This window comes from Pseudomonas extremaustralis (assembly GCF_900102035.1).
In the GTDB taxonomy this organism is placed as follows: Bacteria; Pseudomonadota; Gammaproteobacteria; order Pseudomonadales; family Pseudomonadaceae; genus Aquipseudomonas; species Aquipseudomonas extremaustralis.
This window is the reverse complement of sequence record NZ_LT629689.1, coordinates 1,045,920-1,070,999: the sequence shown is the minus strand read 5'-3', so window position 1 is coordinate 1,070,999 and position 25,080 is coordinate 1,045,920. Positions and strand designations below refer to the sequence as shown.

The following is a 25,080-nucleotide window of genomic DNA, read 5'->3' as shown; positions in this document are numbered from 1 at the left end:
CGATGATTGTTCAAGATTCCCCCGCCACAGGCAATCCCCCCCCCCCCCGCGAAATGGCGCGAAGATTGCCACCTGACATCAATTTGCAAGATTCCACGCCGCGCAAATGGCTACACTGCGCAGGTGGTGCGGGCCGGATGCCCACTCCCATCATCGATAACACTGTGGTAGCAGGAGAGTGGCGTGCTTAGAAGAATGGGGATAAAGGGCCGCGTACTGTTGCTGACCTTATTACCGACCAGCCTGATGGCCTCGCTGTTGGGGGGCTATTTCACCTGGATGCAGCTCTCGGAACTCCAGACCCAATTGCTGCAACGCGGCGAAATGATCGCCGAGCAATTGGCGCCGCTGGCAGCGCCGGCCTTGAGCGCGCGAAACACCGAACTGCTGGAGCGGATCGCCACCCAATCCCTTGAACAACCGGACGTGCGCGCTGTGTCGTTCCTCGCCGCGGACCGTGGCCCCCTCGCCCATGCCGGCCCGACCATGCTGAACCCGCCGCCCGTCGGTAACAGCTCCCATCTGCTGCAGCGCACCGGCAACGACGCCACTCGGTATCTGTTGCCCGTATTCGGCCGCCATCGCAACCTCGCCGGCGACCTGATCCCCGATGAATCCGACCGCCTGCTCGGCTGGGTCGAGGTGGAACTGTCTCACAACGGCATGTTGCTGCGCGGCTACCGTAGCCTGTTCGCCAGCCTGCTGCTGATTGCCATCGGCCTGATCTGCACCGCCGCCCTGGCCCTGCGCATCAGCCGCACGATCAATTCCCCCATCGGGCTGATCAAGCAAGCCGTGGCCCAACTCAAGGACGGCCACCTGGAAACGCGCCTGCCGTCACTCGGCAGCCAGGAACTGGACCAGCTCGCCTCGGGCATCAACCGCATGGCCGAAACCCTGCAAAACGCTCAAGAAGAACTGCAACACAGCATTGACCAGGCTACCGAAGACGTGCGCCAGAACCTGGAAACCATCGAGATCCAGAACATCGAGCTGGACCTGGCGCGCAAAGAGGCCCTGGAAGCCAGCCGCATCAAGTCGGAGTTCCTGGCCAACATGAGCCATGAAATCCGCACGCCGCTCAACGGCATACTGGGCTTTACCCACCTGCTGCAAAAAAGCGAACTGACCCCACGCCAGCTGGATTACCTCGGCACCATCGAGAAATCCGCCGACAACCTGCTGGGCATCATCAACGAGATCCTCGACTTCTCGAAGATCGAAGCCGGCAAGCTGGTACTCGACAGCATCCCCTTCAACCTGCGGGACTTGCTGCAGGACACCTTGACCATCCTCGCCCCTGCCGCCCATGCCAAGCAGCTCGAACTGGTGAGCCTGGTCTACCGCGACACGCCGCTGGCGCTGGTGGGTGACCCGCTGCGCCTCAAGCAGATCCTCACCAACCTGATCAGCAATGCGATCAAGTTCACCCGCGAAGGCACTATCGTCGCGCGCGCGATGATCGAGGACGAACAGGAAGACAGCGTGCAACTGCGTATCAGCGTGCAGGACACGGGCATCGGCCTGTCCAACCAGGATGTGCGCGCGCTGTTCCAGGCGTTCAGCCAGGCGGATAATTCGCTGTCACGCCAACCCGGCGGCACGGGGCTGGGCCTGGTGATTTCCAAGCGGCTGATCGAGCAGATGGGCGGTGAAATCGGGGTCGACAGCACTCCGGGCGAGGGTTCGGAATTCTGGATCAGCCTCAACCTGCCCAAGACCCGCGACGATGTCGAAGACTTGCCCTGCGCGCCTTTGCTCGGCCATCGCGTCGCGGTGCTGGAAAACCATGAGCTGGCGCGCCAGGCCCTGCAACATCAGTTGGAAGACTGCGGCCTGCAAGTCACACCATTCAATACCCTGGAAAGCCTGACCAACGGCATTACCAGTGCCCATCAGACCGATCAGGCCATCGACCTGGCGGTACTCGGCGTCACCGCCAACGACATTCCGCCCGAGCGCCTCAACCAGCACCTGTGGGATCTCGAACACCTGGGCTGCAAAGTGCTGGTGCTGTGCCCCACCACTGAACAGATGCTGTTCAACCAGTCGGTACCCAACCCCAACAGCCAGCTGCAAGCCAAGCCGGCCTGCACACGCAAACTGCGCCGGGCGCTGGCCGATCTCGTCAGCCCACGGCCGTCGCGCAGCGAGCCCGGCGAGCCGCTGTCCAGCCGGGCGCCGCGCGTGCTGTGCGTGGATGACAACCCGGCGAACCTGCTGCTGGTACAGACCCTGCTGGAAGACATGGGGGCAAAAGTGCGGGCCGTGGAAAGCGGTTATGCGGCGGTCGAGGCAGTGAAACAGGACACCTTCGACCTGGTGCTGATGGACGTGCAAATGCCCGGCATGGATGGCCGTCAGAGTACCGAGGCCATCCGCCAGTGGGAAAGCGAAGGCCATGGCACGCCATTGCCGGTGGTCGCCCTCACTGCCCACGCCATGGCCAACGAGAAACGCGCCTTGCTGCAAAGTGGCATGGACGACTACCTGACCAAACCCATCAGCGAGCGGCAACTGGCTCAGGTGGTATTGAAATGGACCGGCCTGGCCCTGCGTAACCAGGGCCCGGAGCGCAGTGCCGACGGCCTCGCCCCTCGCGAGCAGTTGCCCGTACTGGACCACGACGAGGGCCTGCGCCTGGCCGCCGGCAAGACCGACCTGGCCGCCGATATGCTGGCTATGCTGCTGGCATCGCTGGAGGCCGACCGCCTGGCCATCAACATCGCCCGCGACGCCAATGACAACAACGCCCTGATCGAACGCGTCCACCGCCTGCATGGCGCCACCCGCTACTGTGGCGTCCCGCAGCTGCGCGCCGCCTGCCAACGCGCCGAAACCCTGCTCAAGCAGGATGACGCCAAGGCGCTGCACGCACTGGACGAGCTGGACATGGCCATCGCCCGATTGGCCAGCGAAGCACGGGTCAGCGCCTGAACGCACTTATTAAAAATGGCAGGGAGCTTTTCAATGCGCGTGATTCTTTTCAGCAGCCAAGCCTACGACCGCGACAGCTTTCTAGGTGAGCAGCTGCCACCGGGATTGGAACTGCAATTCCAGCCCGCCCGGCTCAACCTCGACACGGTGGCCCTGGCCGCGCAACACGAAGTGGTGTGCGCCTTTATCAACGATGACCTCAGCGCCCCGGTGCTGGAACAACTGGCCCACGGTGGCACCCGCCTGATCGCGCTGCGCTCGGCCGGCTATAACCACGTGGATCTGCCCAGCGCCAAGCGCCTGGGCCTGACCATTGTGCGCGTCCCCGCCTATTCGCCCCACGCCATCGCCGAACATGCCGTGGCCTTGATCCTCGCCCTTAACCGCCGCTTGCACCGCGCCTACAACCGCACCCGCGATGGCGACTTCAGCCTGCACGGCCTCACCGGTTTCGACCTGGTGGGCAAGACCGTCGGCGTGGTCGGCACCGGCCAGATCGGCGCCACATTCGCCAGGATCATGACCGGCTTCGGCTGCACGCTGCTGGCCAGCGACCCGTTCCCCAACCCGCAGGTCCAGGCCCTTGGAGCACGCTACGTGGAGCTGCCGGAGCTGTTGGCCCAGGCGCAGATCATCAGCCTGCACTGTCCGTTGACCGACGGCAGCAAGCACATGATCAATGCCGCCTCCCTGGCACGGATGCAGCCCGGCGCGATGCTGATCAATACCGGTCGCGGTGGCCTGGTCGATACACCGGCATTGATCGAAGCCCTCAAGGACGGCCAGCTTGGCTACCTGGGGCTGGATGTGTACGAGGAGGAAGCCCAGCTGTTTTTCGAGGATCGCTCCGACCTGCCCCTGCAAGACGATGTGCTTGCGCGCCTGCTGACCTTCCCCAACGTGATCATTACCGCGCACCAGGCGTTTCTCACTCGCGAGGCCCTGGCAGCGATCGCCAGCACGACCCTGGCCAACATTGCGGCGTGGGCCGATGGCCGCGCGCAGAACCTTGTCGAAGGATGATCAGCGGTCACATACCGGGCTCATGATAGGCCGGCACCCGTGATAGGATGCCGCGCCTATTTGGAGGATCCATGGCCGAACACGATTTCCGCTTCAGCTTGCTGAGCCCGCAACACACCCTGATCGAATGCCGCGCCCTGGTGCCGGGCCGTTACCAGGTCACCGGCAACGGTGGCTCGATCAAGCACGGCGACGTGCTGATCGTCACCCTGCGCGGCAGTAAAACCCTGTCGATGCGCCTGACCGTCGAAGGCGACGCACGCTACTCCATCCGCCCGGCGGGCCAATGGGTCGCCATGGCCAAAGGGCCGACATTCGGCGAGTTGGAGATTCACACCTGGAAGGTCAACTGCGACAGCTGCGACGCGGTGCTGGAGTTTGAATTCTCGGTGGAAACCAAGCTGCGCAAAGAACCACTGCAACCAGCAGCCAACGCGCGCATCAAGGAATTGGGCTGGGCCAGCGAAAACGACAAGCATCGCTGCCCGACCTGCCAGAAGGCTGCGCAATGAGGGGGTTGCTGCTGCTCGCCGTCGCCGGAGCGGCCGTCGCTGGCTGCGCCGGTGATGGGGTCCAGCTCAAGCAGGATCACAGCTACGTGGTTGAATGGATTGGTGAGCGGCCGCTGATGGATTACGCGCACCTGACCGTCACCCTTGGCGCCGATGGTCGCGCCTATGGCAATGGCGGTTGCAACCACTGGTTCGCACCGTACACCGTCGAGGGCGACAAGCTCAGCTTCGGCCAGATCGGCAGCACCCGCAAACTTTGCGCCGAGGCCTTGATGGAGCAGGAACACCGTTTCTTCCAGGCCCTGCAAGGCGTGGAGCGCTGGGACATCTCACCGATCGAGCAGACCCGTTTCTGGCCGGCCGAGGGCAAGCCCATTCGCCTGTGGCTTGAAGAAGGCTGATCCCGCGCATTTACCGTAGGAGCGAGCAAGCTCGCTCCTATGTATGGACTCGCCCCCACATTCAACCCGCTTTTCAAACATTGTTACCCGGTTGCATCTATGTATCAGGCCTATTCGAGGAAGCCCAAGCAGCTTCTGGCCAACATTGGATCAGCTCGCGATATGCCCATTACAGTTAGGCCTCAAGGGCCGGTAGGAGCGCAGGCATCAGTTCGCGACGGTCTGACCAGGGGTCAATGTTCTTTAGCATGGGTTGGAGCGGCTTAACGCCCCGGTGGCAGAACGCTGTAGATCAGTGACTCATCGTAGCCTCCTGGCTATTGCCTGGTTGGCGACGATAAGTCTGGTCATTTTGAAGGAGCCGCCAGAGGATGCGCAGGTTGCGGTTGGCCAAACGCACCGCCGCCTCCTTGCGTCCCAGACGGGATATCCAGCGCTGTAGACGCTGGTCGTCCGGCTGCTCTGAATCCGGTCGTACCTGTCTTAGAACTGCGTGGGCACCTTGGATCGCCAAGCTGCGCAAGTAAGCATCACCCTGTTTGCTCATCTTGCCCAACCGGATCTTCTCGCCACTACTGTGTTGGCTGGGTACCAACCCGAAGTAGGCGGCGAACTGTCGAGCATTGGCGAAGCGTTCAGGCTCGGTTTGCTTGGCCAGTAGCGCTGTGGCAATGATCGGCCCCACTCCGCGTACCGTCATCAGCCGCTTGGCGGTCTCGTTCTGCTTGGCCGCTGTTTCGAGCCGACCAGTCAACACGTTCACGCGTTCGCCCAATTGATCCCATTCTCCTAGCAGCTCGGCGATCAGTTCACGCAGCAAATCGGGTAATGGCTGAGTAGCATCTTCCAGTATTCGAGGGACACGTTGGCTGATGGCTGTTTCGCCCTGCGCCATAGAGACCCCTTGCTCCAGCAACAAGCCACGCATCTGATTACCGACCGCCGTACGTCGCCGAATGTACCCCTGCCGGGCCCGGTGCAGTGCTTGCATCGCCATCGCCGCTGCGCTCTTGACCGGTACCGCTGATATCGTGCAATCGCGGCCTGCACGCAGGATCGCCAATGCATCATTGCGATCGTTTTTCGGGCCGCTGCGATGATTGGCAACATGCTGAGCGGGCAGGATGCACACGGGATTGCCCTGCGCTTGCAGCAACCGCGCCCATGCTTGAGCGCCTGGCCCGGTTTCCACCAGCACCGTCACGCTTGCTGGAAGCTTCTGAAGAAAGGCCTGGAAGGCTTCACGTGACTTGATCCGATCCTCGAATATCACCTGTCCGAGCGCATCCTCACCGGCCACCTGAAAGACCTTTTTGGCAAGATCTACCGCAACGTTCATGCAGGTAGATACATCGGCTGACAAAGACTGGTTGATCGTCGTATGCTTTTTCATGGTCTCGCCCTCGCTGTCGTTGGCTTTCTATAAGAATGCCACCGTGGCGCACAGACGCCTCGGCTTGGGCGAGTCCATTCAATTACGGTAAATGGTGTCAGCCTTTGAGGGCCTTGAGTTTGGCCAACACCCCTTCTGCGGTCTGCTCGCCCATCAACTGTTCACGCACCTTGCCCTTGTCATCGATGATGTAGGTCACCGGCAAGGCTTCGCTGCGCGGAATATCGAAGATGCCATCCGGATTCTGTGCCAGCACCGTGAACTTGATCCCCAGTTTCTCGCTGGCTTCCTTCAGTTCTGCGCCCTGCACATTGTCGAAGTTGACTCCGAACACCCCCACGCCCTGCCCCTTCAACTGCTCCGCCAGGGCGTTGAGCTCCGGAATTTCCGTGCGGCACGGGCCACACCATTCCGCCCAGTAGTTGAGCACCAGCCATTGTTTGTCCAGGCGTTCGGCCGCGACTTTCTGGCCGTACTGGTCAACGCCATAGTCATTGCCGCAGCCGCTGAGCAGCAGGGTTGTGATGATCGCCAATACACCGATCAGTCGCCTTGTCATGGGGTAATCCTTCGCAAAAATGAACGTTGGCTGCGACGGATCGCCTCTTACGGTTTAAGGACCGGGCGCAGCGCAGGTAGAATACCCGCCACCTTACGCAAGATGCGACCCGCACATGACCGATCTGACGCTTTATCACAACCCGCGCTGCTCGAAATCCCGCGGAGCGCTCGAACTGCTGGAAGCCCGCGGCCTCACCCCCACCGTAGTGCGCTACCTGGAAACCCCGCTGAACGCCGCGCAATTGAAGGCCCTGCTGGCCAAACTGGGGATCAGCGCGCGCCAACTGCTGCGCACCGGCGAAGAAGAATACAAATCCCTCAACCTGGCGGATACGACACTCAGTGAAACACAGTTGATCGCTGCCATCGCCGAACACCCGAAGCTGATGGAACGCCCGATCCTGGAAACCGCTGACAAGGCGATCATTGGCCGTCCGCCCGAGAACGTGCTGGAGATCCTGCCGTGACCACGCCCTACGTGCTGGTCCTGTATTACAGCCGCAACGGCTCGGTGAGCGAAATGGCCCGGCAAATTGCCCGGGGCATCGAGCAAGGCGGGATGGAAGCGCGCTTGCGCACCGTGCCGGCGATTTCCACCGAGTGCGAAGCCGTAGCGCCGAGCATTCCGGACGAAGGCGCGCTATATGCCAGCCTCGATGACTTGAAGAACTGCTCGGGCCTGGCCCTGGGCAGCCCGACCCGTTTCGGCAATATGGCTGCACCGTTGAAGTACTTTATCGACGGCACCAGCAACCTGTGGCTGACCGGGGCGCTCGTCGGCAAGCCTGCCGGGGTGTTCACCTCCACCGCCAGCCTGCATGGCGGCCAGGAAACCACGCTGATGTCGATGCTGTTGCCGCTGTTGCACCACGGCATGCTGATCACCGGCCTACCCTATAGCGAACAGGCACTGCTCGACACCCAGGGCGGCGGCACGCCGTACGGTGCCAGCCACCATGCCGGCCCCGATGGCAAACGCCTGCTCGATCAACATGAAATCACCCTGTGTCGGGCCCTGGGCCTGCGCCTGGCCACCACCGCGACCTTGTTGGAGACCGGCCGTGGCCAGAAAACCTAAGATCCTGCCGCCCCAGGCGTGGCTGGCACCACGGGTCAAGGCAGCACGCGCATTGAGCCTGCTGGCGTTTTTCGGCCTGGTGGGTTTGCTGTGCGTGTATTACCTGTTCGTCGCCGACCTGCATGGCGCGCGTCCGTGGGTGATCCTGCTGATCGAACTGGTGCCGCTATTGATACTTGCGCCGGGGATGCTGCTGGGCAGCGCACGCGGGCATTCGTGGATGTGCTTTGCGGTGAACCTGTATTTCATCAAGGGCGCACTCGCGGCTTACGACCCGAACCGCCAGTGGTTCGGGGTGCTGGAGATGCTGGCGAGCCTGGCGGTGTTTTGCACCGCGCTGCTGTATGTGCGGTGGCGGCATCAGTTGAATCGCCGGCTGACGGCAGATCTACAAACCGTCTAGGAGCCGGCTCGCCGTCGATATCTCTACGGTTTCAATGATTCACCGTATAAGCCAACATCATCGACAACTGGCACATCGGCCGCCCACTCTCGGCATGCCACTGGTTGAACGCACCCTGCACGATCGCCAGATCGCGCAGGCTGGTTGGGGCCTTGTCGACGATCTTCTGCGCATTCAAGGCCGCAACCACGTCATCGCTCGGCACGAACGTGTCCTTGCCAACCATGCGCAGGAAGCGCGGCGCCGACAGCCCACCCAACTGGTGGCCGTGTTTGCTCAGGTACTTCCATAGCCCGACGATATCGGTCACCGGCCAGTCGGCGATAAATGCGCCGAAGCTGCCTTTTTCCTGCGCGATATCCAGAATCATCTGTGCATTGCGCGGCACGCTCTTGAGCTTGCCCAGGTGACGGATGATGCGCGTGTCCTGCATCAAACGCTCCAGGTGCTCAGCCCCCATCAGCACGACCTTTTCCGGGTCGAAGCCGAAAAACACCTGCTCGAACGCCGGCCACTTGGCGTCGACCACGCTGTGCTTCAAGCCCGCGCGAAATACGCGCAACGCCAGGGTCGACAAGTAGCGGTCATCGGTGATCTTGCGCAATTGCGCCGGAGTCTTGGGGACAGGCAGATGGGCTTCCAGTTCGGCCGCTGAACCGAAGCGGTTCAGACAATATTCGTGCAGCCACTTGTAATCGCGCATGCCCTCTCCTGCTGTTGAATTCTGGCAATTGAATTGAAAACGGCGCCCGCAAGCGCCGTGTCTCAGAGCATTGAATACACTCAGAGGTTCACAACATTGACGAAGCGCGAAGCAGCGCTCTCGTCAATTTTCAGGCTGGTGAAATCGAACAGGTTGCGGTCGGCCAACTGCGACGGGATCACGTTCTGCAGGCTGCGGAAGATGCTTTCGGTGCGACCCGGGGTCTTGCGCTCCCAGTCCACCAGCATCTCCTTGACTACCTGGCGCTGCAGGTTTTCCTGGGAGCCGCACAGGTTGCACGGGATGATCGGGAATTGCTTGAAGTCGGAGTAGGCCTGGATGTCCTTCTCGTTGCAATATGCCAGCGGCCGGATCACCACGTTGCGCCCGTCATCGGCACGCAACTTGGGCGGCATGGCCTTGAGCGAGCCGTTGAAGAACATATTGAGGAAAAAGGTCTCGACGATGTCGTCGCGGTGATGACCCAGGGCCATCTTGGTTGCACCGATTTCATCGGCAAAGGTGTAGAGCGTGCCACGGCGCAGGCGCGAACACAGTGAACAGGTGGTCTTGCCTTCGGGGATCAGTTCCTTGACCACCGAGTAAGTATCTTTTTCGACGATGTGGTACTCGATGCCCAGCTCCTTGAGGTAGGCCGGCAGCACATGCTCGGGGAAACCCGGTTGTTTCTGGTCCATGTTGACGGCGACGATCTCGAACTTGATCGGTGCGACCTTCTGCAGGTGCAGCAGCACATCGAGCATGGTGTAGCTGTCTTTGCCGCCGGAGAGGCAGACCATGACCTTGTCGCCGTCCTCGATCATGTTGAAATCGGCGACCGCTTCACCGGCCAGGCGACGCAGGCGTTTTTGCAGTTTGTTCTGGTTGACCGTAAGAGTGCCCATGGCGCTTGGATCCGCTAGAGGTGTGTGACGAAAAGCCGGGCATTTTACCGGTAAGGCGGGCCGAGTTCCAATCTGGGAGGGGGCCGGCTCCCTGCCACACTCAACGGCAGTGCCCTCTACAGACCCCACCGCGATTAACCCCAATGTTTACAGCGCGATTTGCTCTAAAGCCCTACGGTTTTTCCGGTTATCACTTCCTATACTGCGACTAGAGGTCGCACACATATCCAGACCTTTGAGGCCACCTGGCCCGTAGGCGCTCCGATGGGGGGCGATGGTAATAACGACAGGAGTGACTGGCATGATCCATCACGTCGTGGGGCTTTTTACCCATCCCGACCAGGAATGGCGGGACATTCGTGGCGATAAAGAAGAAAGCATCGGCCACATGTACCTCACTCACACGCTGATTCTCGCGGCGATCCCCGCCATATCAGCCTTTATCGGTACCACCCAGGTCGGCTGGGTCATCGGCAGCCGCTCGCCGGTGATGCTGACCCAGGAAAGCGCGTTGTGGATGACCATCATGTCGTACGTCGCCATGCTTTGTGGCGTGGCGGTGATGGGTGCGTTCATTCACTGGATGGCCCGTACCTACGACGCCAGCCCCAGCATGGCGCGCTGCGTGGCGTTTGCCACCTACACCGCGACACCCTTGTTCATCGGTGGGCTGGCAGCGCTCTACCCGCATATGTGGCTGGGTATGATCGTGGGCACGGCGGCAATCTGCTACACGGTGTATCTACTGTACGTCGGCGTGCCGACCTTCATGAGCATCGATCCGGATGAAGGCTTCCTGTTTTCCAGCTCAATACTGGCCGTAGGGTTGGTGGTACTGGTGGCAATCATGGCGTTTACCGTGGTCGTCTGGGGCCTCGGCGTAGGGCCTATCTATACCAACTAAGCGGATAACCCCGCAGGCAAGGCCACCGCAAGGTGGCTTTGTGCGTGATGCATGACCATTCGGCGCCTGACAGATTCGGAAACACTGTGCTTTGCGGCATACTGAACGCCTCTGGAGAGATGTACAGCATGCCCGAGCAACTCAATACCCGCGTCGAAGAGTGTTTCCTGCTAGCCGAATCCTTTTTCAAACGAAGCTTCAAACGCCCCCAGGTCAGCCTCAAGCTGCGGGGCCAAAAGGCCGGTGTCGCGCATTTGCACGAGAACCTGCTGCGCTTCAACCCACAGCTGTACCGTGAAAACAGCCAACATTTCCTCAAGCAGACCGTGGCCCATGAAGTGGCGCACCTGATTGCCCACCAATTGTTCGGTGAGCGCATCCAGCCCCATGGCGAGGAATGGCAACTGATCATGCGCGGGGTCTATGAATTGCCGCCGGACCGCTGCCACACCTATGCCGTGAAGCGCCGCCAGGTGACCCGCTACATCTACCGGTGCCCGTGTGCCGACAGCGACTTCCCGTTTTCGCCACAGCGCCATGGCATGGTGGCTCAAGGGCGGCGTTATTTGTGCAGGCGCTGCCGGCAGACCCTGGTGTTTACCGGTGAAACCCGCGTCGAGTGAGATGGGCGCTGCCTGTATGGCCCTCATCGGGAGCAGGCCCCCTCCCATATTCAGATCGCTGAATTACGCAATCACCCTGGCGTGCCGCAGCTCACTGATTTGTCGCGGGCTAAAACCCAGCTCCCCCAGCACTTCATCACTGTGCGCGCCCACTGCGGCGCCGATGTGCCGAGGTTCCGGCAATCCCGCGGAGAACTTCAGCGGGCAGGCAATTTGCGCCTGGGTCGAGCCATCCGCTCGTGGAACCTGACTCACCAGCGCTCGCGCCTTCAGTTGCGGATGCTCCACGGCCTCGCTCAAACGCAGTACCGGTTCCACGCACGCATCCACCCCGGCAAACAACGCGCATAACTCGTCAAAGCTGCGCTTCTCGAACTCAACTTGCAGCGCTAGCTTGAGGACTTTTTGCGCTTCGGGGCTGGGTGACAAACCTTGCCCAGCCAGTTCCGGGCACCCCAATGCCGCGCACAATTGCTGCATGAAGGCCGGCTCCAGGCTGCCGACCGACATCCAGCGCCCATCCCGGGAGCGGTAGTAGTCGTAGAAACTGCCGCCATTGAGCACGTGGCTTTCCCACTCCGGCTCCACCCCGCAGGCCAGGTAGCCGGCGCCGGCCATGGCGTTCAGGCTGAAGGTGCAATCAGTCATGCTCACATCCAGGTATTGGCCCACCCCGCTGCTTTGCCGAGCAACGACTGCCGCCAACAACCCCACCACCGCATGCAGCGAACCACCGCCCACATCCGCCAATTGCACCCCCAAGGGCAGCGGCCCGCTGTCCCGGCGCCCGGTGTAACTGGCTACACCGGCGAGTGCCAGGTAGTTGATGTCGTGTCCGGCGCGATCCTTATAAGGGCCGGTCTGGCCGTAGCCGGTGATCGATACATAAATCAAGCGAGGATTGATCGCCTTGAGCGCCTCATAACCCAAACCCAGGCGCTCCATCACCCCAGGACGGAACTGCTCGAGGACAATGTCATAGTCCTTGACCAGCGCGTGCACGATCTCCACCGCCGCAGCCTGCTTGAGGTCTAGCGCCAGGCTGCGCTTGTTGCGATTGAGGTAGGCGTGGCTGGCCGAGGTGCCCTGATCATGGGGCGGCAATACCCGCAGCAGATCCATGCGGGTGGGCGATTCGATCCGCAGCACTTCGGCGCCCATGTCCGCGAGCATCAAGGACGCAAACGGGCCGGGCAACAAGGTGGAAAAATCCAATACTTTGAGGGACGCCAGGGGACCTGTCATGGAGACTCCATTGGGGTTTCGAATTCCCACAGACTAGGCAGCTGCGGGCCTACGGGCAATCGTCAGAACGATCAGCGACAGTGACCGTTTTGATCACGGCGGGCTTTTTCGTGCAAGCGGCTTTATCATTGGCCCACGTTTGCTTGCAGAGTGTTCCATGAAGTTTGCGATTGCCGTGTTTTCCGCCGCCCACGCACCCTCCTCGCGCCGCGCCCTGCTGTTCGCCCAGGCGGTGTTGGCTGGCGGGCATGAGATTGTGCGGTTGTTTTTCTATCAGGATGGCGTGTACAGCGCCTCCAATAACATCGTTGCGCCCCAGGATGAGCAAGACATCGCCCGCCAATGGCGTGAACTGGTCAATGTGTACCAACTCGACGGCGTGGTGTGCATCGCCGCCGCCTTGCGTCGTGGCGTGCTCGACCAGGAGGAAGCCACGCGCTATCAGCGCAGCGCGGTCAATCTGGAAGCACCGTGGGCGCTCTCGGGCCTGGGGCAATTGCACGACGCTGCGCAGACGGCCGACCGCCTGATCTGTTTTGGAGGGCCGTAACATGTCCAAATCCTTGTTGGTGATCAGCCGCCAGGCACCCTGGTCCGGGCCGAGTGCGCGGGAAGCGCTGGATATCGTGCTGGCCGGCGGTGCATTCGATCTGCCCATCGGCCTGCTGTTCATGGACGACGGCGTGTTCCAGCTCGCGCCGCACCAGGACGCCAAGGCCGTGCAACAGAAAGACCTCAGTGCCAACTTGCAGGCACTAGGGCTGTTCGGCATCGACGATGTGTTCGCTTGCAGCCACAGCTTGACTGAGCGCGGGCTCACCCAGCCTGTCAGCGCCCAGCCGCTGGACAGCGCAGCCATTTCCAAATTGATTGACCGTTACGACCAGGTGATGACCCTCTGATGTCAACTCTACATGTGGTGTCCCACTCCCCGTTTACCGATAGCCGCCTCGACAGTTGCCTGCGCATCTGCGGCGTCGAGGACGCGATCCTGCTCTGCGGCGACGGTGCCTACGGGCTGCACAGCCCCATCCTGCAAACCAAGGGCGTGAAAGTCTTTGTGCTGGCTGAAGACATGCAGGCGCGCAATATGCCCCTGCCGGACTGGGCCGACAGCGTGGACTACCCGGGTTTCGTGCAACTGTCGATCGACTACGACAAGGTCAACACTTGGCTATGAACACCCTGACCGTAGGCTCACGCAGCCTCGAACTGGACAAGGACGGCTACCTTGTCGACCTGAACGAGTGGTCACCGGAGGTGGCCAACGCCCTGGCCGCCGTCGAAGCCCTGGAACTGACCGCGGACCACTGGGAAATCCTCGAGTTGCTGCGCGGCTTCTACGCCGAGTTCCAGCTATCCCCCGCCACACGCCCGCTGATCAAATACACCGCCTTGAAGCTGGGCCCGGAAAAGGGCAACAGCCTGCACCTCAACAAATTGTTCAACGGCACTCCCGCCAAACTCGCCGCCAAGCTGGCGGGCCTGCCCAGGCCGACGAATTGCTTATGACCGACTTTGCCCCGCTGACCCTCGAAACCCCTGCAGAGCACCCGTTTGCGCAATTCGTACGCATCCTGGGCAAAGGCAAGCGCGGCGCGCGCAACCTCACCCGCGAAGAAGCCCGCGAAGCCATGGGCATGCTGCTCGACGAAAAAGTCGAGGATACCCAGCTCGGTGCCTTCCTGATGCTGCTGCGCCACAAGGAAGAAAGCCCCGAAGAACTCGCCGGTTTCACCGAGGCCGTGCGCGAGCGCCTGCACGCGCCGGCGTTGAATGTCGATCTCGACTGGCCGACCTACGCCGGCAAGAAACGCCACCTGCCGTGGTACCTGCTAGCGGCCAAGTGCCTGGCGCAAAACGGCGTGCGCATCCTCATGCACGGCGGCGGCGCGCACACCGCCGGCCGGCTGTACACCGAACAATTGCTCGACACCTTGCAGATCCCGCTGTGCCGCAACTGGCAACAGGTCGAGACGGCCTTCGAGCAAGGCAACCTGGCGTTCATCCCCCTGGGCGACTGGGCACCGCAACTGCAACGCATGATCGACCTGCGCAACACCCTGGGGCTGCGCTCGCCGATCCACTCGCTGGCGCGCTTGCTCAACCCGCTCAATGCCCGGTGCGGCCTGCAAAGCATTTTTCATCCCGGTTACCAGGGCGTGCACCGCGATGCCAGTGGCCTGCTGGGCGACAATGTGATTGTGGTGAAGGGCGATGGCGGCGAGATCGAAATCAACCCCGACACACTCAGCCATCTTTACGGCACCACCGGAGGCCAGAGCTGGGATGAAGAATGGCCGGCCCTCTCCGCCCAGCGCCACGTCAAACCGGCCACGCTCGAGCCTGAACAGCTAAAGGCGGTATGGCGAGGCGACATCGAGGACAGCTACCCGCAACTGGCGCTGATCGCGACTATGGCGTTGGCGTTGCGTGGCCTTGGCCACCCAAGGGAGCAGGCGTTCGAATTGGCCCAGCAATACTGGGATACGCGGGATAAATCGATTTAATCGATAATTCACTCCGGGTCTTTGCGCTTTTAGTTCGAACTCATCCCTTTAGACTGGGCTCCAACGTTTATTAGTCGAGGAGCCAGTCATGGGTTTACTGATCGAAGGACACTGGAAAGACCAGTGGTACGAAAGTAGCGCAGACGGCGCTTTCCAACGCGAACAGGCACAACGCCGCCATTGGGTGACCGCCGACGGCGCGCCGGGCCCGACGGGCGAAGGGGGATTCAAGGCAGAAGCCGGTCGCTACCACCTCTATGTGTCCCTCGCCTGCCCCTGGGCCCACCGCACACTGATCCTGCGCAAGCTCAAAGGACTGGAACACCTGATCGACGTCTCGGTGGTCAGTTGGCTGATGCTGGAAAACGGCTGGACCTTCGACAAAGCCCACGGCTCCACTGGCGACAGGCTCGACGACCTGGTCTTCATGCACCAGCGTTACACCGCCGATACCGCCGATTACACCGGGCGCGTCACCGTACCGGTGCTGTGGGACAAAAAGCTCAATCGCATCGTGAGCAATGAATCGGCGGAAATCATCCGCATGTTCAACAGCGCATTCAACGGCTTGACCGGCAACACCCTGGATTTCTACCCCGATGCGCTACGCCCGGTCATCGACGCGCTGAACGAGCGGATCTACCCGGCCGTCAACAACGGCGTGTATCGCGCAGGCTTCGCCACTTCGCAACAGGCGTACGAAAGCGCGTTCGATGATGTGTTTGCCGAATTGGATCACCTGGAACAGCACCTGAGCGACCACCGCTACCTGGCCGGCGAATACTTGACCGAGGCCGATGTGCGGCTGTTTACCACGCTGATTCGCTTTGATGCGGTGTATTACGGCCACTTCAAATGTAATTTGCGGCGGATTGCCGATTATCCGAACCTGTCGAATTGGCTGAAGGAGATGTATCAGTGGCCGGGTGTAGCCGAGACGGTGGATTTCGAGCACATCAAGGGCCATTACTACGCTAGCCATCGCACCATCAACCCCACCGGGATTGTGCCGAAGGGGCCATTGCAGCGGTTTGATGCCCCGCATGATCGGAAGCGGTTAAGCGGGAACGGCGTCTGGCATTGATCCGAAAGGTGGGCTGTGCCTGAAGGCCTCGTCGGGAACAAGCCCCCCCACATTGGAATCTGTGAACACAGTCAAATGGGGGGCTTGCTTGCGATGTCTTTAAGGCTCAAACCTGAGCCTGAGCGCCTTCAAACCACTTCAGCTTCTCACGCAACACCACCACCTCACCCACGATCACCAGCGTCGGAGCATGCACTTCATGCTCCGCCACCATGCGCGGCAGGTCCGCCAGGGTGCCGGTAAACACGCGCTGGTTGGACGTGGTGCCCTGCTGGATCAACGCCGCCGGGGTATCCGCCGCACGCCCGTGCTTGATCAACTGTTCGCAGATGATCGGCAAGCCAATCAAGCCCATGTAGAACACCAGGGTCTGGGACGGCCCCACCAGATCATGCCAGGGCAGGTCCGAGGTCCCGTCCTTCAAGTGTCCGGTGATAAAGCGTACCGACTGCGCATAGTCGCGATGGGTCAACGGAATCCCGGCATACGCCGCACAGCCACTGGCGGCGGTAATTCCCGGCACCACCTGGAACGGAATGCCATGGGCCGCCAGTTCCTCGATTTCTTCACCGCCACGACCAAAGATGAACGGATCGCCACCCTTGAGGCGCAGCACACGCTTGCCTTGCTTGGCCAAGTCGACCAACTGCTGGTTGATCTGGTCTTGCGGCACGGCGTGGTCGGCGCGACGCTTGCCGACGTAAACACGCTCGGCATCACGGCGGCACAGCTCGAGAATCGCGGGCGCCACCAGGCGGTCATACAACACCACGTCAGCTTGCTGCATCAGGCGCAAGGCCCGAAAGGTCAGCAGGTCCGGATCACCCGGGCCAGCGCCCACCAGATACACCTCACCCGGCGCATGGGGTGGCGCGCCGTTGACCTTTTCGACCAACAGACGCTCGGCTTCATCGCCCTGCCCGGCCAATTGGCGATCGGCAATCGGGCCCTGGAACACTTCTTCCCAGAACGCGCGGCGCTGCTGCACATCCGGGTACAAGCTTTTGACCTGGGCGCGAAAACGCGCCGCCAGCCCGGCCAGTTGACCGTAGGTGGACGGAATCCAGGTTTCCAGCTTGGCCCGGATCAAGCGCGCCAGCACCGGCGCATCGCCGCCGCTGGACACTGCAATCACCAGCGGCGAGCGGTCGACGATTGCCGGGAAGATCACGCTGCACAAGGCCGGCGCGTCCACCACATTGACCGGCACGCAACGGCGCTTGGCATCACTGGACACTTGCGCGTTCAATGGCTCGTCGTCGGTCGCGGCGATGATCAGGGTGCAACCGTCAAGGTCCGCCTCCTGGTAACCGCGCAGCATCAATTCCCCGCCACTGCCCAGTACCAACTCACGCAGTTGGCCTTCGATCTGGGGAGCAACCACCCGCAACACCGCACCGGCATCGGCCAGCAGCCGGGATTTGCGCAAGGCAATCTCCCCACCGCCGACGACCAACACACGGCTGCCGCGCAGGTTATGAAACAGCGGCAGAAATTCCATTTAGCCGATGACCTCGATGCCCGCCATGTACGGCTTGAGCACCTCAGGCACACGGATCGAACCGTCGGCCTGCTGATAGTTTTCCAACACGGCCACCAGGGTACGGCCTACGGCCAGGCCCGAACCATTGAGGGTGTGCACCAGTTCCGGCTTGCCGGTTTCCGGGTTACGGAAACGCGCCTGCATGCGACGGGCCTGGAAATCGCCGCAGTTGGAGCACGACGAAATCTCGCGGTATTTGTCCTGGCTCGGCACCCATACCTCAAGGTCATAGGTCTTCACGGCGCTGAAGCCCATGTCGCCAGTGCACAAGGCCAGTACGCGGTACGGCAGCTCCAGCAGTTGCAGCACGCGCTCGGCGTTGGCGGTCAGGCCTTCCAGGGCTTCCATGGAGGTCGACGGCTCGACCACTTGTACCATCTCGACCTTGTCGAACTGGTGCTGGCGGATCATGCCGCGGGTATCGCGACCCGACGCACCGGCTTCACTGCGGAAGCACGGAGTGTGAGCGACGAACTTGATCGGCAGTTGCTTGGCGTCGAGGATCGCACCGGACACGATGTTGGTCAGCGACACTTCGGCAGTGGGGATCAGGTACAGGTCCGCTTCACCGTCGCGGCCGATCTTGAACAGGTCTTCCTCGAACTTGGGCAACTGGCCGGTACCCACCAGTGCGGGAGCCTGTACCAGATACGGGGTGTAGGCTTCTTCGTAGCCATGCTCGCCGGTGTGCAGGTTGATCATGAACTGCGCCAGGGCGCGATGCAGGCGTGCGATCGGGCCACGCAGCAAGGCAAAACGCGCGCCGGACAACTTGGCGGCGGTTTCGAAATCCAGGCCACCGCTCAATTCGCCCAGGGCGACGTGATCCTTGATCTCGAAATCAAAGGTTTTTGGCGTGCCCCAGCGACGCACTTCGACGTTGCCGTCTTCGTCCGCACCCACCGGCACCGACTCGTGCGGCAGGTTGGGGATGCCCAGCAGGATCGAATCCAGCTCGGATTGAATCCTGTCCAGCTCGACCTTGCCGTCGGACAACTCGGTGCCCATGCGCTCGACATCCGCCATCAACGGCGCGATGTCTTCGCCACGCTGCTTGGCCTGACCGATGGATTTGGAACGTGCATTGCGCTCAGCCTGCAGTGCTTCGGTGCGGGTCTGGACGGTCTTGCGCTGTTCTTCCAGCGCTTCGATGCGCGCGACATCCAAGGTGAAGCCACGGGATGCCAGGCGGTCCGCTACGTCCTGAAGGTTGCTACGTAACAGTTTGGAATCGAGCATGTCGGTCTCTCGTTTATCAAAGTTTGGTCAAGGACAGGCCAGCCCAGGTGGCGAGCAGCCCGCCGAACACGCTGATGCCCAAGTACCCGAAGGCGACCAGGGCCTGCCCGCTTTCCAGCAGGCGTAGCGTATCCAGTGAAAAGGATGAAAAGGTGGTCAGACCGCCTACAAAGCCGACAATCAAGCCGGCACGAATTTCAATCGGCACTTCCGGGCGCAGCAGAAACCAGCCGTACAACAACCCGATGATCAGACAGCCCACCAGGTTGACCGCCAGGGTCGCCGCATAAAAATGCCTTGGCCAGTGGGTGCTGACCCAAGTGCCGGTGGCGAAACGCAATAATGTACCAGCGATGCCGGCTGCGGACACGGCAAGAATCGTCTTGAGCACTACTTTCTCCGCTGTTTGGGGCTTAACCGGTCGAGTTGGGCAAGGTGATTGAGCTTTTCACCGATCTTCAGCTCCAGGCCACGGGGCACCGGCTGGTAGAACCGCTGCGGTTCAAGCTCATCGGGAAAATAATCTTCGCCAGCGGCATAGGCGTCCGGCTCATCGTGGGCATAGCGGTATTCATCACCGTAACCCAGTTGTTTCATCAGTTTGGTCGGCGCATTGCGCAGGTGCAGCGGCACTTCGAGGGAGCCGTGTTCGGCGGCCGCGCGCAACGCGGACTTGAAGCCCATGTATACCGCGTTGCTTTTCGGCGCACAGGCCAGGTAAGTGATGGCCTGGGCCACCGCCAGTTCGCCTTCCGGGCTGCCCAGGCGTTCCTGCACATCCCACGCTGCCAGACACAGGCTCAAGGCCCGGGGGTCGGCATTGCCGATATCTTCGCTGGCCATGCGCACCACGCGGCGGGCGAGGTACAACGGGTCGCAACCACCGTCGATCATCCGCGCAAACCAGTACAACGCCCCATCGGGGTTGGAACCGCGCACGGATTTGTGCAGCGCCGAGATCTGATCGTAGAAGGCTTCGCCACCCTTATCGAAACGCCGACGCGTGTCGCCGAGCAGGCTCTGCAACAGATCGACACCGATCTCGCTGCCATCTTCGGCCAGGTCGGAGGCGTTTTCCAACAGGTTGAGAAAGCGACGGCCGTCGCCATCGGCGGCGCTGAACAGGATCTTGAAGCCTTCATCACTGAGGCTCAGATGACGCTTGCCCAGCCCCTTGTCTTCGCTCAGCGCCCGGTGCAGCAGCTTTTGCATCGCCGCTTCATCCAGGCTCTTGAGCACATACACCCGCGCCCGCGAGAGCAAAGCGTTGTTCAATTCGAAGGATGGGTTCTCGGTGGTTGCACCGATAAAAATCAACGTGCCGTCTTCGACATACGGCAAGAACGCATCCTGCTGGGATTTGTTGAAGCGATGCACTTCGTCGACGAACAGGATGGTGCGCTTGCCGTATTGCCCGGCCTGCTGCTTGGCCACTTCCACCGCCTGGCGGATCTCCTTGACCCCGGCCAGCACTGCCGAAACCGTTTCGAAGTGGGCATCCGAGACTTTCGCCAGAAGCCGCGCCAGAGTGGTCTTACCCACCCCCGGCGGGCCCCAGAAAATCATCGAGTGCAGCGCACCCTGCTCCAGCGCTTCACGCAAGGGCTTGCCGCGAGCGAGCAGGTGTTCCTGGCCGACGTACTCATCCAGATTGGTCGAACGCAAGCGTGCGGCCAAAGGCTGGGCAATCGGGTCACTTCGAAACAGGTCCATGGGCAGCGCTTGAAACCTCTAGGCAGATTATTCCTGGATCACGTCGGCACCCTTGGGGATGTCGAACTTGAACTTGGATGCCGGCACCGGCTGGTTGGCCTTTACCCCGGTGAACAGAATATCGGTGCGCTGACCGACACTGTCGATCAGGCGCATGTTATTGATCACCCCGTTGCCGAACGACAGGTTCAGGGTGTCGAACAACGTGTCCTTGGTTTTCGGCTTGAGGGTGAACTCGATCACGTTGCTGGTTTGCTTGGAGGTGATGTCGAAGCTGTCGTCGATCTTCGACACATCGCCCGACAGCAGCAGCGCCGGGGTCTGGTTCAAGCGTGGATCGAGCTTCTTGATGGTCGCCTGTTGCAGGTCAGGGTCCCACAGCGTGACCTTCTGACCGTCGGAAACGATGGTCTGCTCGGCCTTGCCTTCGGTGTGCCAGTAGAACAGACCTGGACGCTGCACGGCCATTTCACCGGCGGTTTCCTGCAACCGGGTACCGCCGGCATCCAGGGTCAGCTGGGAGAAGCGTGCGGTCAGGGTCTTGGATTTGTCCAGCAGGTTGGTCAGGCTCGCGACGGAGGCTGGATCAGCGTGGGCCGAAACAGCAGTCAGGGCCAGTGCCGGCAACAACAGCATGCGGATAAGACGCATGGGAGTCCTCATTGAGTCGTTAGGACGCGCCGCGTGCTGCCACGCGGCGCGGGATCAGTCGCGCATCTGCCCGGGGGCGATGACTTCGCGCGAACCGTTGGTATTCATTGCGGTGACGACGCCGGCATTTTCCATGGCCTCGATCATGCGGGCGGCGCGGTTGTAGCCGATTTTCAGTTTGCGCTGCACTGCGGAAATCGAGGCGCGACGGCTTTCCAGCACGAAGGCCACGGCCTCGTCATACAGCGCGTCGGTTTCAGCATCATCGTCGCCACCGCTGCTGCCGCCGTCGAAGCCGCTGCCGGCCTCTTCAACACCCGCGAGGATATCGTCGTTGTATTCCGGCGCGCCGCGCAGTTTCCACGCTTCCACCACGCGGTGCACTTCATCGTCGGAAACGAACGCGCCATGTACGCGAATCGGCAGGCTGGTGCCCGGCGGCATGTAGAGCATGTCACCGTGGCCCAGCAGTTGTTCGGCGCCACCCTGGTCGATGATGGTCCGCGAGTCGATCTTGCTCGATACCTGGAACGCCATGCGCGTCGGGATGTTGGCCTTGATCAGACCGGTGATCACATCCACCGAAGGGCGCTGGGTGGCGAGAATCAAGTGGATACCGGCGGCACGGGCCTTCTGGGCGATACGTGCGATCAGCTCTTCGACCTTCTTGCCGACGATCATCATCATGTCGGCAAATTCGTCGACCACCACCACGATGGTCGGCAACTTGGTCAGCAATGGTGCTTCGTCGTGGATGCTTTCGCGCTTGTACAGCGGGTCCGTCAGTGGCGTGCCGGCGTCCTGGGCTTCCTTGACCTTGGCATTGAAACCCGACAGGTTGCGCACACCCATCTTCGCCATCAGTTTGTAGCGCCGCTCCATCTCGGCGACGCTCCAGCGCAGGGCGTTGGCGGCGTCCTTCATGTCGGTGACCACCGGGCACAACAGGTGCGGAATACCTTCGTAGATCGACAATTCCAGCATCTTCGGGTCGATCATGATCAGCTTGGCGTCTTCCGGGCCCGACTTGAACAGGATCGACAGGATCATTGCGTTCACACCCACCGACTTACCGGAACCAGTGGTACCGGCGACCAACAGGTGAGGCATTTTCGCCAGGTCAGTGATCACCGGCTTGCCGCCGATGTCATGACCCAGGGCCAGAGTGACCGGCGACTTGAAGTTGTCATATTCCGGGGTCGACAGCACCTCGGAGAAGCGCACGATCTGGCGGTCCTCGTTGGGAATCTCGATGCCCACGGTGGTTTTGCCGGGAATCACTTCCACCACGCGCACGCTGGTCACGGCCAGGGAACGGGCAAGGTCTTTGGCCAGGTTGGAGATCCGGCTGACCTTGACGCCAGCGGCAGGCTGGATTTCGTAACGGGTGATCACCGGGCCGGGGTGGATCGAATCCACCGACACTTCGACGCCGAATTCCTTGAGTTTGATTTCCAGCAGATGGCCGACGGCCGCCAGGGACTCAGGGGAATAGTTGAGTTGTTTCTTTTCCGCCGGATCGAGGATCGAAATGGGCGGCAAGGTGCCTTCGACGGCGCTGTCGACAAACAGCGGTACCTGCTTCTCTTTCTGTACGCGATGACTGGGCTCGGCCGGCTTGGGTGGCGCGGGAGCGATCACCGGCGGCACCTGCTTCTCGCGTTCCGACATGTGTTTGCTCAGGGCCTGCTCCCGTTCGATCAAGCGCTCCTTGACCTTGGCCTGCTCACGGCGGTCCGGGGTGCTAGGGGCTACCACCTCATTGACACGGGTATCCACCTCGCGCAACTGGGCCACCATGCGCTTACGCTCGACCCGCGCCGCCCACCAGCGGTTGGCGGCGCCCTGGAACAGCTCCAGCAGGTCGAGGGTGATCTTGCCGGTCACATCCATCACCTTGAACCACGACAGGTCGGTGAACACCGTGAGGCCGAACAGGAACAGCGCGATGAACATCAGGGTGCTGCCCTGGATATTCAGGGTCTTGCGCGCCAGGTCGCCGAGACTTTCGCCGAGCGCCCCGCCCGCGCCCGCCGGCAGGCCGGTAGGCGCATGGAAATGGATATGCGCCAGCGCCGCGCCGGACAGCACCAGGAACACCAGACCGATCAGGCGCCACGAGAACAACCAGCCGCTCCACAGCCACGGCTCATGGCGCTGGCGAAAGATCTGCCAGGTCTTGATCGCCAACAGCAGCGGGAAGATATAGGCGAAGTAACCCAACACCATGAACAGGATATCGGCGCTGTAGGAACCGGCAGGCCCACCGAAGTTCTGTACGTCTTCGATCTTGCTGTTATGGCTCCAGCCCGGATCGTCCTTGCCATAGGTGAGCAAGGCCATCATCAGGAACAGGCACAGCGCACCGATCGCGATCAGCGCACCTTCCTTGAGTCGATAATGCAGGTGCTGACGCCAGGCCGGCACGACTGTCTTGGGTGTCGCGGTGGTTTTCTTCAAAACGGGTCTTTTCCTGCGCCTTTAGCGCGTCCATCTGTTGAATGACTGCAAATACTGCCGAATCCGGGCAGTTGAAAAATGAACGAGCGTCGTTGAATCTACTTTTTACACTGAGCGATTGCTGGATGAAATGGCGATAACACGACAATGGCCGCATTGTACGGGTTTGTGTCCTTGATGCCACGCCGCTTGGCGGTCTTCCAACAGCATAGCCATTAGCGTGCTGCAACATGTTCAATTTGAGCATGCATTGTCTTTGCTGACAAAGGCTTATGAGCGGCTTTTACCAATCCAGGCAAGCTTGGCAAATGGCCTGTATCGGCCAGACCCGATTACGACCACGCCTTATGCAGAGAGTTGCAGAAACACCTGTTAACGCTAATGCTCACCCATGACAGATTCGGGCTGGCCCCACAGCACAGGCTCGACAATAATCATCCCCTTGGGGCAGATGACCTACCTGCCACCCCCCTCCCCTTCCATAAGCCTGGATGCCATGCTGACCTGGTTGCAACGCGACACCCTGACCTTCCCTCCGCTGGCCAAAGCCATGCGCGAACCCAATGGCCTGCTCGCCGCCGGTGGCGACCTGTCGGCCGACCGATTGATCCAGGCCTACCGCCACGGCTGCTTTCCGTGGTTCTCGGAAGGCCAGCCGATTCTCTGGTGGTCGCCCGACCCGCGCACCGTGATATTCCCGGACGAACTGCATGTCTCCCGCAGCCTGGGCAAACTATTGCGCCAGCAGCGCTATGCCGTCACCTTCGACCACGATTTCGCTGCGGTCATCCAGGCCTGCGCCGCGCCGCGCGCCTATGCTGATGGCACCTGGATCACCGAAGGCATACAGAACGCCTACCTGGAGCTGCACAAGCGCGGCTACGCCCACTCGGTGGAAGTATGGGACAACGGCGAGCTGGTGGGCGGCCTGTACGGCCTGGCGATGGGCAAGCTGTTTTTTGGCGAATCCATGTTCAGCCGCGCGGACAACGCGTCCAAATTCGGCTTTGTGACATTGACCCGCCAATTGCAGGCGTGGGGTTTTGTGCTGATCGACTGCCAGATGCCCAACGATCACCTGCACAGTCTGGGCGCGCGTGCCATTTCACGCAGCGAATTCGCGGGTTTCCTGCGTGACTTTCTCGATCAACCCAATACTGGACCATGGGTTTCCTAGGCGACTTGCGCGCAC

General features: G+C 61.2%; 27 protein-coding genes. 16 read left to right on the top strand and 11 right to left on the bottom strand.

Annotated features, from left to right (window positions below; genetic code table 11):
- The first annotated feature begins 183 nt into the window (after positions 1-183).
- From BLR63_RS05235 to BLR63_RS05220, 4 genes are all read left to right on the top strand, one after another.
- Positions 184-2,937 (top strand): response regulator, encoded by a 2,754-nt coding sequence (locus BLR63_RS05235; protein ID WP_010567799.1) that lies wholly within the window; start codon positions 184-186, stop codon positions 2,935-2,937.
- 33 nt (positions 2,938-2,970) lie between these two features.
- Entirely contained in the window at positions 2,971-3,960 is a 990-nt protein-coding gene (locus BLR63_RS05230) for a 2-hydroxyacid dehydrogenase (RefSeq protein ID WP_010567798.1), read from the top strand.
- A gap of 71 nt (positions 3,961-4,031) precedes the next feature.
- A complete protein-coding gene (locus BLR63_RS05225) occupies positions 4,032-4,472 on the top strand; it encodes a hypothetical protein (RefSeq protein WP_010567797.1) in 441 nt (146 codons plus the stop codon).
- Complete coding sequence (locus tag BLR63_RS05220; RefSeq protein WP_010567796.1) at positions 4,469-4,873, top strand: META domain-containing protein; 405 nt, start codon at positions 4,469-4,471, stop codon at positions 4,871-4,873. Before BLR63_RS05225 ends, BLR63_RS05220 begins: the two co-directional genes overlap by 4 nt.
- 292 nt (positions 4,874-5,165) lie before the next feature.
- Here the strand turns inward: BLR63_RS05220 and BLR63_RS05215 are convergent, their stop codons facing one another.
- Both BLR63_RS05215 and BLR63_RS05210 read right to left on the bottom strand, forming a co-directional pair.
- Positions 5,166-6,266: an IS110 family RNA-guided transposase gene (locus BLR63_RS05215; RefSeq protein WP_408003382.1), complete on the bottom strand. Its 1,101-nt coding sequence runs from the start codon at positions 6,264-6,266 to the stop codon at positions 5,166-5,168.
- A gap of 97 nt (positions 6,267-6,363) precedes the next feature.
- Positions 6,364-6,825, bottom strand: a complete 462-nt coding sequence (locus BLR63_RS05210; RefSeq protein ID WP_010567936.1) for a TlpA disulfide reductase family protein — start codon at positions 6,823-6,825, stop codon at positions 6,364-6,366.
- Positions 6,826-6,940: 115 nt separating this feature from the next.
- Here BLR63_RS05210 and arsC point away from each other — a divergent pair, with 115 nt between their 5' ends.
- The 3 genes from arsC to BLR63_RS05195 are packed head-to-tail and all read left to right on the top strand — an operon-like array spanning position 6,941 to position 8,308.
- Complete coding sequence (gene arsC / locus BLR63_RS05205; RefSeq protein WP_010567935.1) at positions 6,941-7,294, top strand: arsenate reductase (glutaredoxin); 354 nt, start codon at positions 6,941-6,943, stop codon at positions 7,292-7,294.
- On the top strand, positions 7,291-7,905 hold the full coding sequence (gene wrbA / locus BLR63_RS05200; RefSeq protein ID WP_010567934.1) for an NAD(P)H:quinone oxidoreductase: 615 nt from the start codon (positions 7,291-7,293) through the stop codon (positions 7,903-7,905). The genes arsC and wrbA overlap by 4 nt, the downstream gene beginning before the upstream one ends.
- Complete coding sequence (locus BLR63_RS05195) at positions 7,889-8,308, top strand: DUF2069 domain-containing protein (protein WP_010567933.1); 420 nt, start codon at positions 7,889-7,891, stop codon at positions 8,306-8,308. The genes wrbA and BLR63_RS05195 overlap by 17 nt, the downstream gene beginning before the upstream one ends.
- 31 nt (positions 8,309-8,339) lie before the next feature.
- Here the strand turns inward: BLR63_RS05195 and BLR63_RS05190 are convergent, their stop codons facing one another.
- Together BLR63_RS05190 and ttcA are read right to left on the bottom strand one after the other, a co-directional pair.
- Complete coding sequence (locus BLR63_RS05190) at positions 8,340-9,011, bottom strand: DNA-3-methyladenine glycosylase I (protein ID WP_010567932.1); 672 nt, start codon at positions 9,009-9,011, stop codon at positions 8,340-8,342.
- Between the two features lie 80 nt (positions 9,012-9,091).
- Entirely contained in the window at positions 9,092-9,916 is an 825-nt protein-coding gene (gene ttcA, locus BLR63_RS05185) for a tRNA 2-thiocytidine(32) synthetase TtcA (protein WP_010567931.1), read from the bottom strand.
- 301 nt (positions 9,917-10,217) lie between these two features.
- Here ttcA and BLR63_RS05180 point away from each other — a divergent pair, with 301 nt between their 5' ends.
- Positions 10,218-10,820: a Yip1 family protein gene (locus BLR63_RS05180; protein ID WP_010567930.1), complete on the top strand. Its 603-nt coding sequence runs from the start codon at positions 10,218-10,220 to the stop codon at positions 10,818-10,820.
- Between the two features lie 128 nt (positions 10,821-10,948).
- Positions 10,949-11,443, top strand: a complete 495-nt coding sequence (locus BLR63_RS05175; protein ID WP_010567929.1) for a SprT family zinc-dependent metalloprotease — start codon at positions 10,949-10,951, stop codon at positions 11,441-11,443.
- Positions 11,444-11,506: 63 nt separating this feature from the next.
- On the opposite strand, the gene BLR63_RS05170 is transcribed toward BLR63_RS05175, so the two are convergent.
- Positions 11,507-12,688 carry a CaiB/BaiF CoA transferase family protein gene (locus BLR63_RS05170; protein ID WP_010567928.1) on the bottom strand — a complete coding sequence of 394 codons (1,182 nt, stop codon included), beginning with the start codon at positions 12,686-12,688 and terminating at the stop codon, positions 11,507-11,509.
- A gap of 157 nt (positions 12,689-12,845) precedes the next feature.
- Here BLR63_RS05170 and tusD point away from each other — a divergent pair, with 157 nt between their 5' ends.
- The 6 genes from tusD (at position 12,846) to BLR63_RS05140 (ending at position 16,282) form a co-directional block, all read left to right on the top strand.
- Complete coding sequence (gene tusD / locus BLR63_RS05165; protein WP_010567927.1) at positions 12,846-13,238, top strand: sulfurtransferase complex subunit TusD; 393 nt, start codon at positions 12,846-12,848, stop codon at positions 13,236-13,238.
- A gap of 1 nt (position 13,239) precedes the next feature.
- Positions 13,240-13,590 carry a sulfurtransferase complex subunit TusC gene (tusC, locus tag BLR63_RS05160; protein WP_010567926.1) on the top strand — a complete coding sequence of 117 codons (351 nt, stop codon included), beginning with the start codon at positions 13,240-13,242 and terminating at the stop codon, positions 13,588-13,590.
- Complete coding sequence (gene tusB, locus BLR63_RS05155) at positions 13,590-13,868, top strand: sulfurtransferase complex subunit TusB (protein WP_010567925.1); 279 nt, start codon at positions 13,590-13,592, stop codon at positions 13,866-13,868. Before tusC ends, tusB begins: the two co-directional genes overlap by 1 nt.
- Entirely contained in the window at positions 13,865-14,200 is a 336-nt protein-coding gene (locus BLR63_RS05150; RefSeq protein WP_010567924.1) for a TusE/DsrC/DsvC family sulfur relay protein, read from the top strand. The genes tusB and BLR63_RS05150 overlap by 4 nt, the downstream gene beginning before the upstream one ends.
- 14 nt (positions 14,201-14,214) lie before the next feature.
- The gene (locus tag BLR63_RS05145; RefSeq protein ID WP_193384753.1) at positions 14,215-15,198 is read left to right on the top strand and encodes a glycosyl transferase family protein; all 984 of its coding nucleotides are present in this window, start codon (positions 14,215-14,217) and stop codon (positions 15,196-15,198) included.
- An 88-nt stretch (positions 15,199-15,286) separates the two neighbouring features.
- Positions 15,287-16,282, top strand: coding sequence for a glutathione S-transferase family protein (locus tag BLR63_RS05140; RefSeq protein WP_010567922.1), 996 nt, complete (start codon positions 15,287-15,289; stop codon positions 16,280-16,282).
- A 106-nt stretch (positions 16,283-16,388) separates the two neighbouring features.
- On the opposite strand, the gene cysG is transcribed toward BLR63_RS05140, so the two are convergent.
- The 6 genes from cysG to BLR63_RS05110 are packed head-to-tail and all read right to left on the bottom strand — an operon-like array spanning position 16,389 to position 23,888.
- Positions 16,389-17,783, bottom strand: a complete 1,395-nt coding sequence (gene cysG / locus BLR63_RS05135) for a siroheme synthase CysG (protein ID WP_010567921.1) — start codon at positions 17,781-17,783, stop codon at positions 16,389-16,391.
- Positions 17,784-19,064, bottom strand: a complete 1,281-nt coding sequence (serS, locus tag BLR63_RS05130; protein ID WP_010567920.1) for a serine--tRNA ligase — start codon at positions 19,062-19,064, stop codon at positions 17,784-17,786. It abuts the gene before it with no gap.
- Positions 19,065-19,080: 16 nt separating this feature from the next.
- Positions 19,081-19,455 (bottom strand): fluoride efflux transporter CrcB, encoded by a 375-nt coding sequence (gene crcB / locus BLR63_RS05125; RefSeq protein ID WP_010567919.1) that lies wholly within the window; start codon positions 19,453-19,455, stop codon positions 19,081-19,083.
- Positions 19,455-20,777 (bottom strand): replication-associated recombination protein A, encoded by a 1,323-nt coding sequence (locus tag BLR63_RS05120; protein ID WP_010567918.1) that lies wholly within the window; start codon positions 20,775-20,777, stop codon positions 19,455-19,457. The genes crcB and BLR63_RS05120 overlap by 1 nt, the downstream gene beginning before the upstream one ends.
- Positions 20,778-20,804: 27 nt before the next feature.
- Positions 20,805-21,428 carry an outer membrane lipoprotein chaperone LolA gene (lolA, locus tag BLR63_RS05115; protein ID WP_010567917.1) on the bottom strand — a complete coding sequence of 208 codons (624 nt, stop codon included), beginning with the start codon at positions 21,426-21,428 and terminating at the stop codon, positions 20,805-20,807.
- A gap of 54 nt (positions 21,429-21,482) precedes the next feature.
- On the bottom strand, positions 21,483-23,888 hold the full coding sequence (locus BLR63_RS05110; protein ID WP_010567916.1) for a DNA translocase FtsK: 2,406 nt from the start codon (positions 23,886-23,888) through the stop codon (positions 21,483-21,485).
- Between the two features lie 496 nt (positions 23,889-24,384).
- Here BLR63_RS05110 and aat point away from each other — a divergent pair, with 496 nt between their 5' ends.
- Positions 24,385-25,065, top strand: coding sequence for a leucyl/phenylalanyl-tRNA--protein transferase (gene aat, locus BLR63_RS05105; RefSeq protein WP_010567915.1), 681 nt, complete (start codon positions 24,385-24,387; stop codon positions 25,063-25,065).
- Positions 25,066-25,080 lie beyond the last annotated feature (15 nt).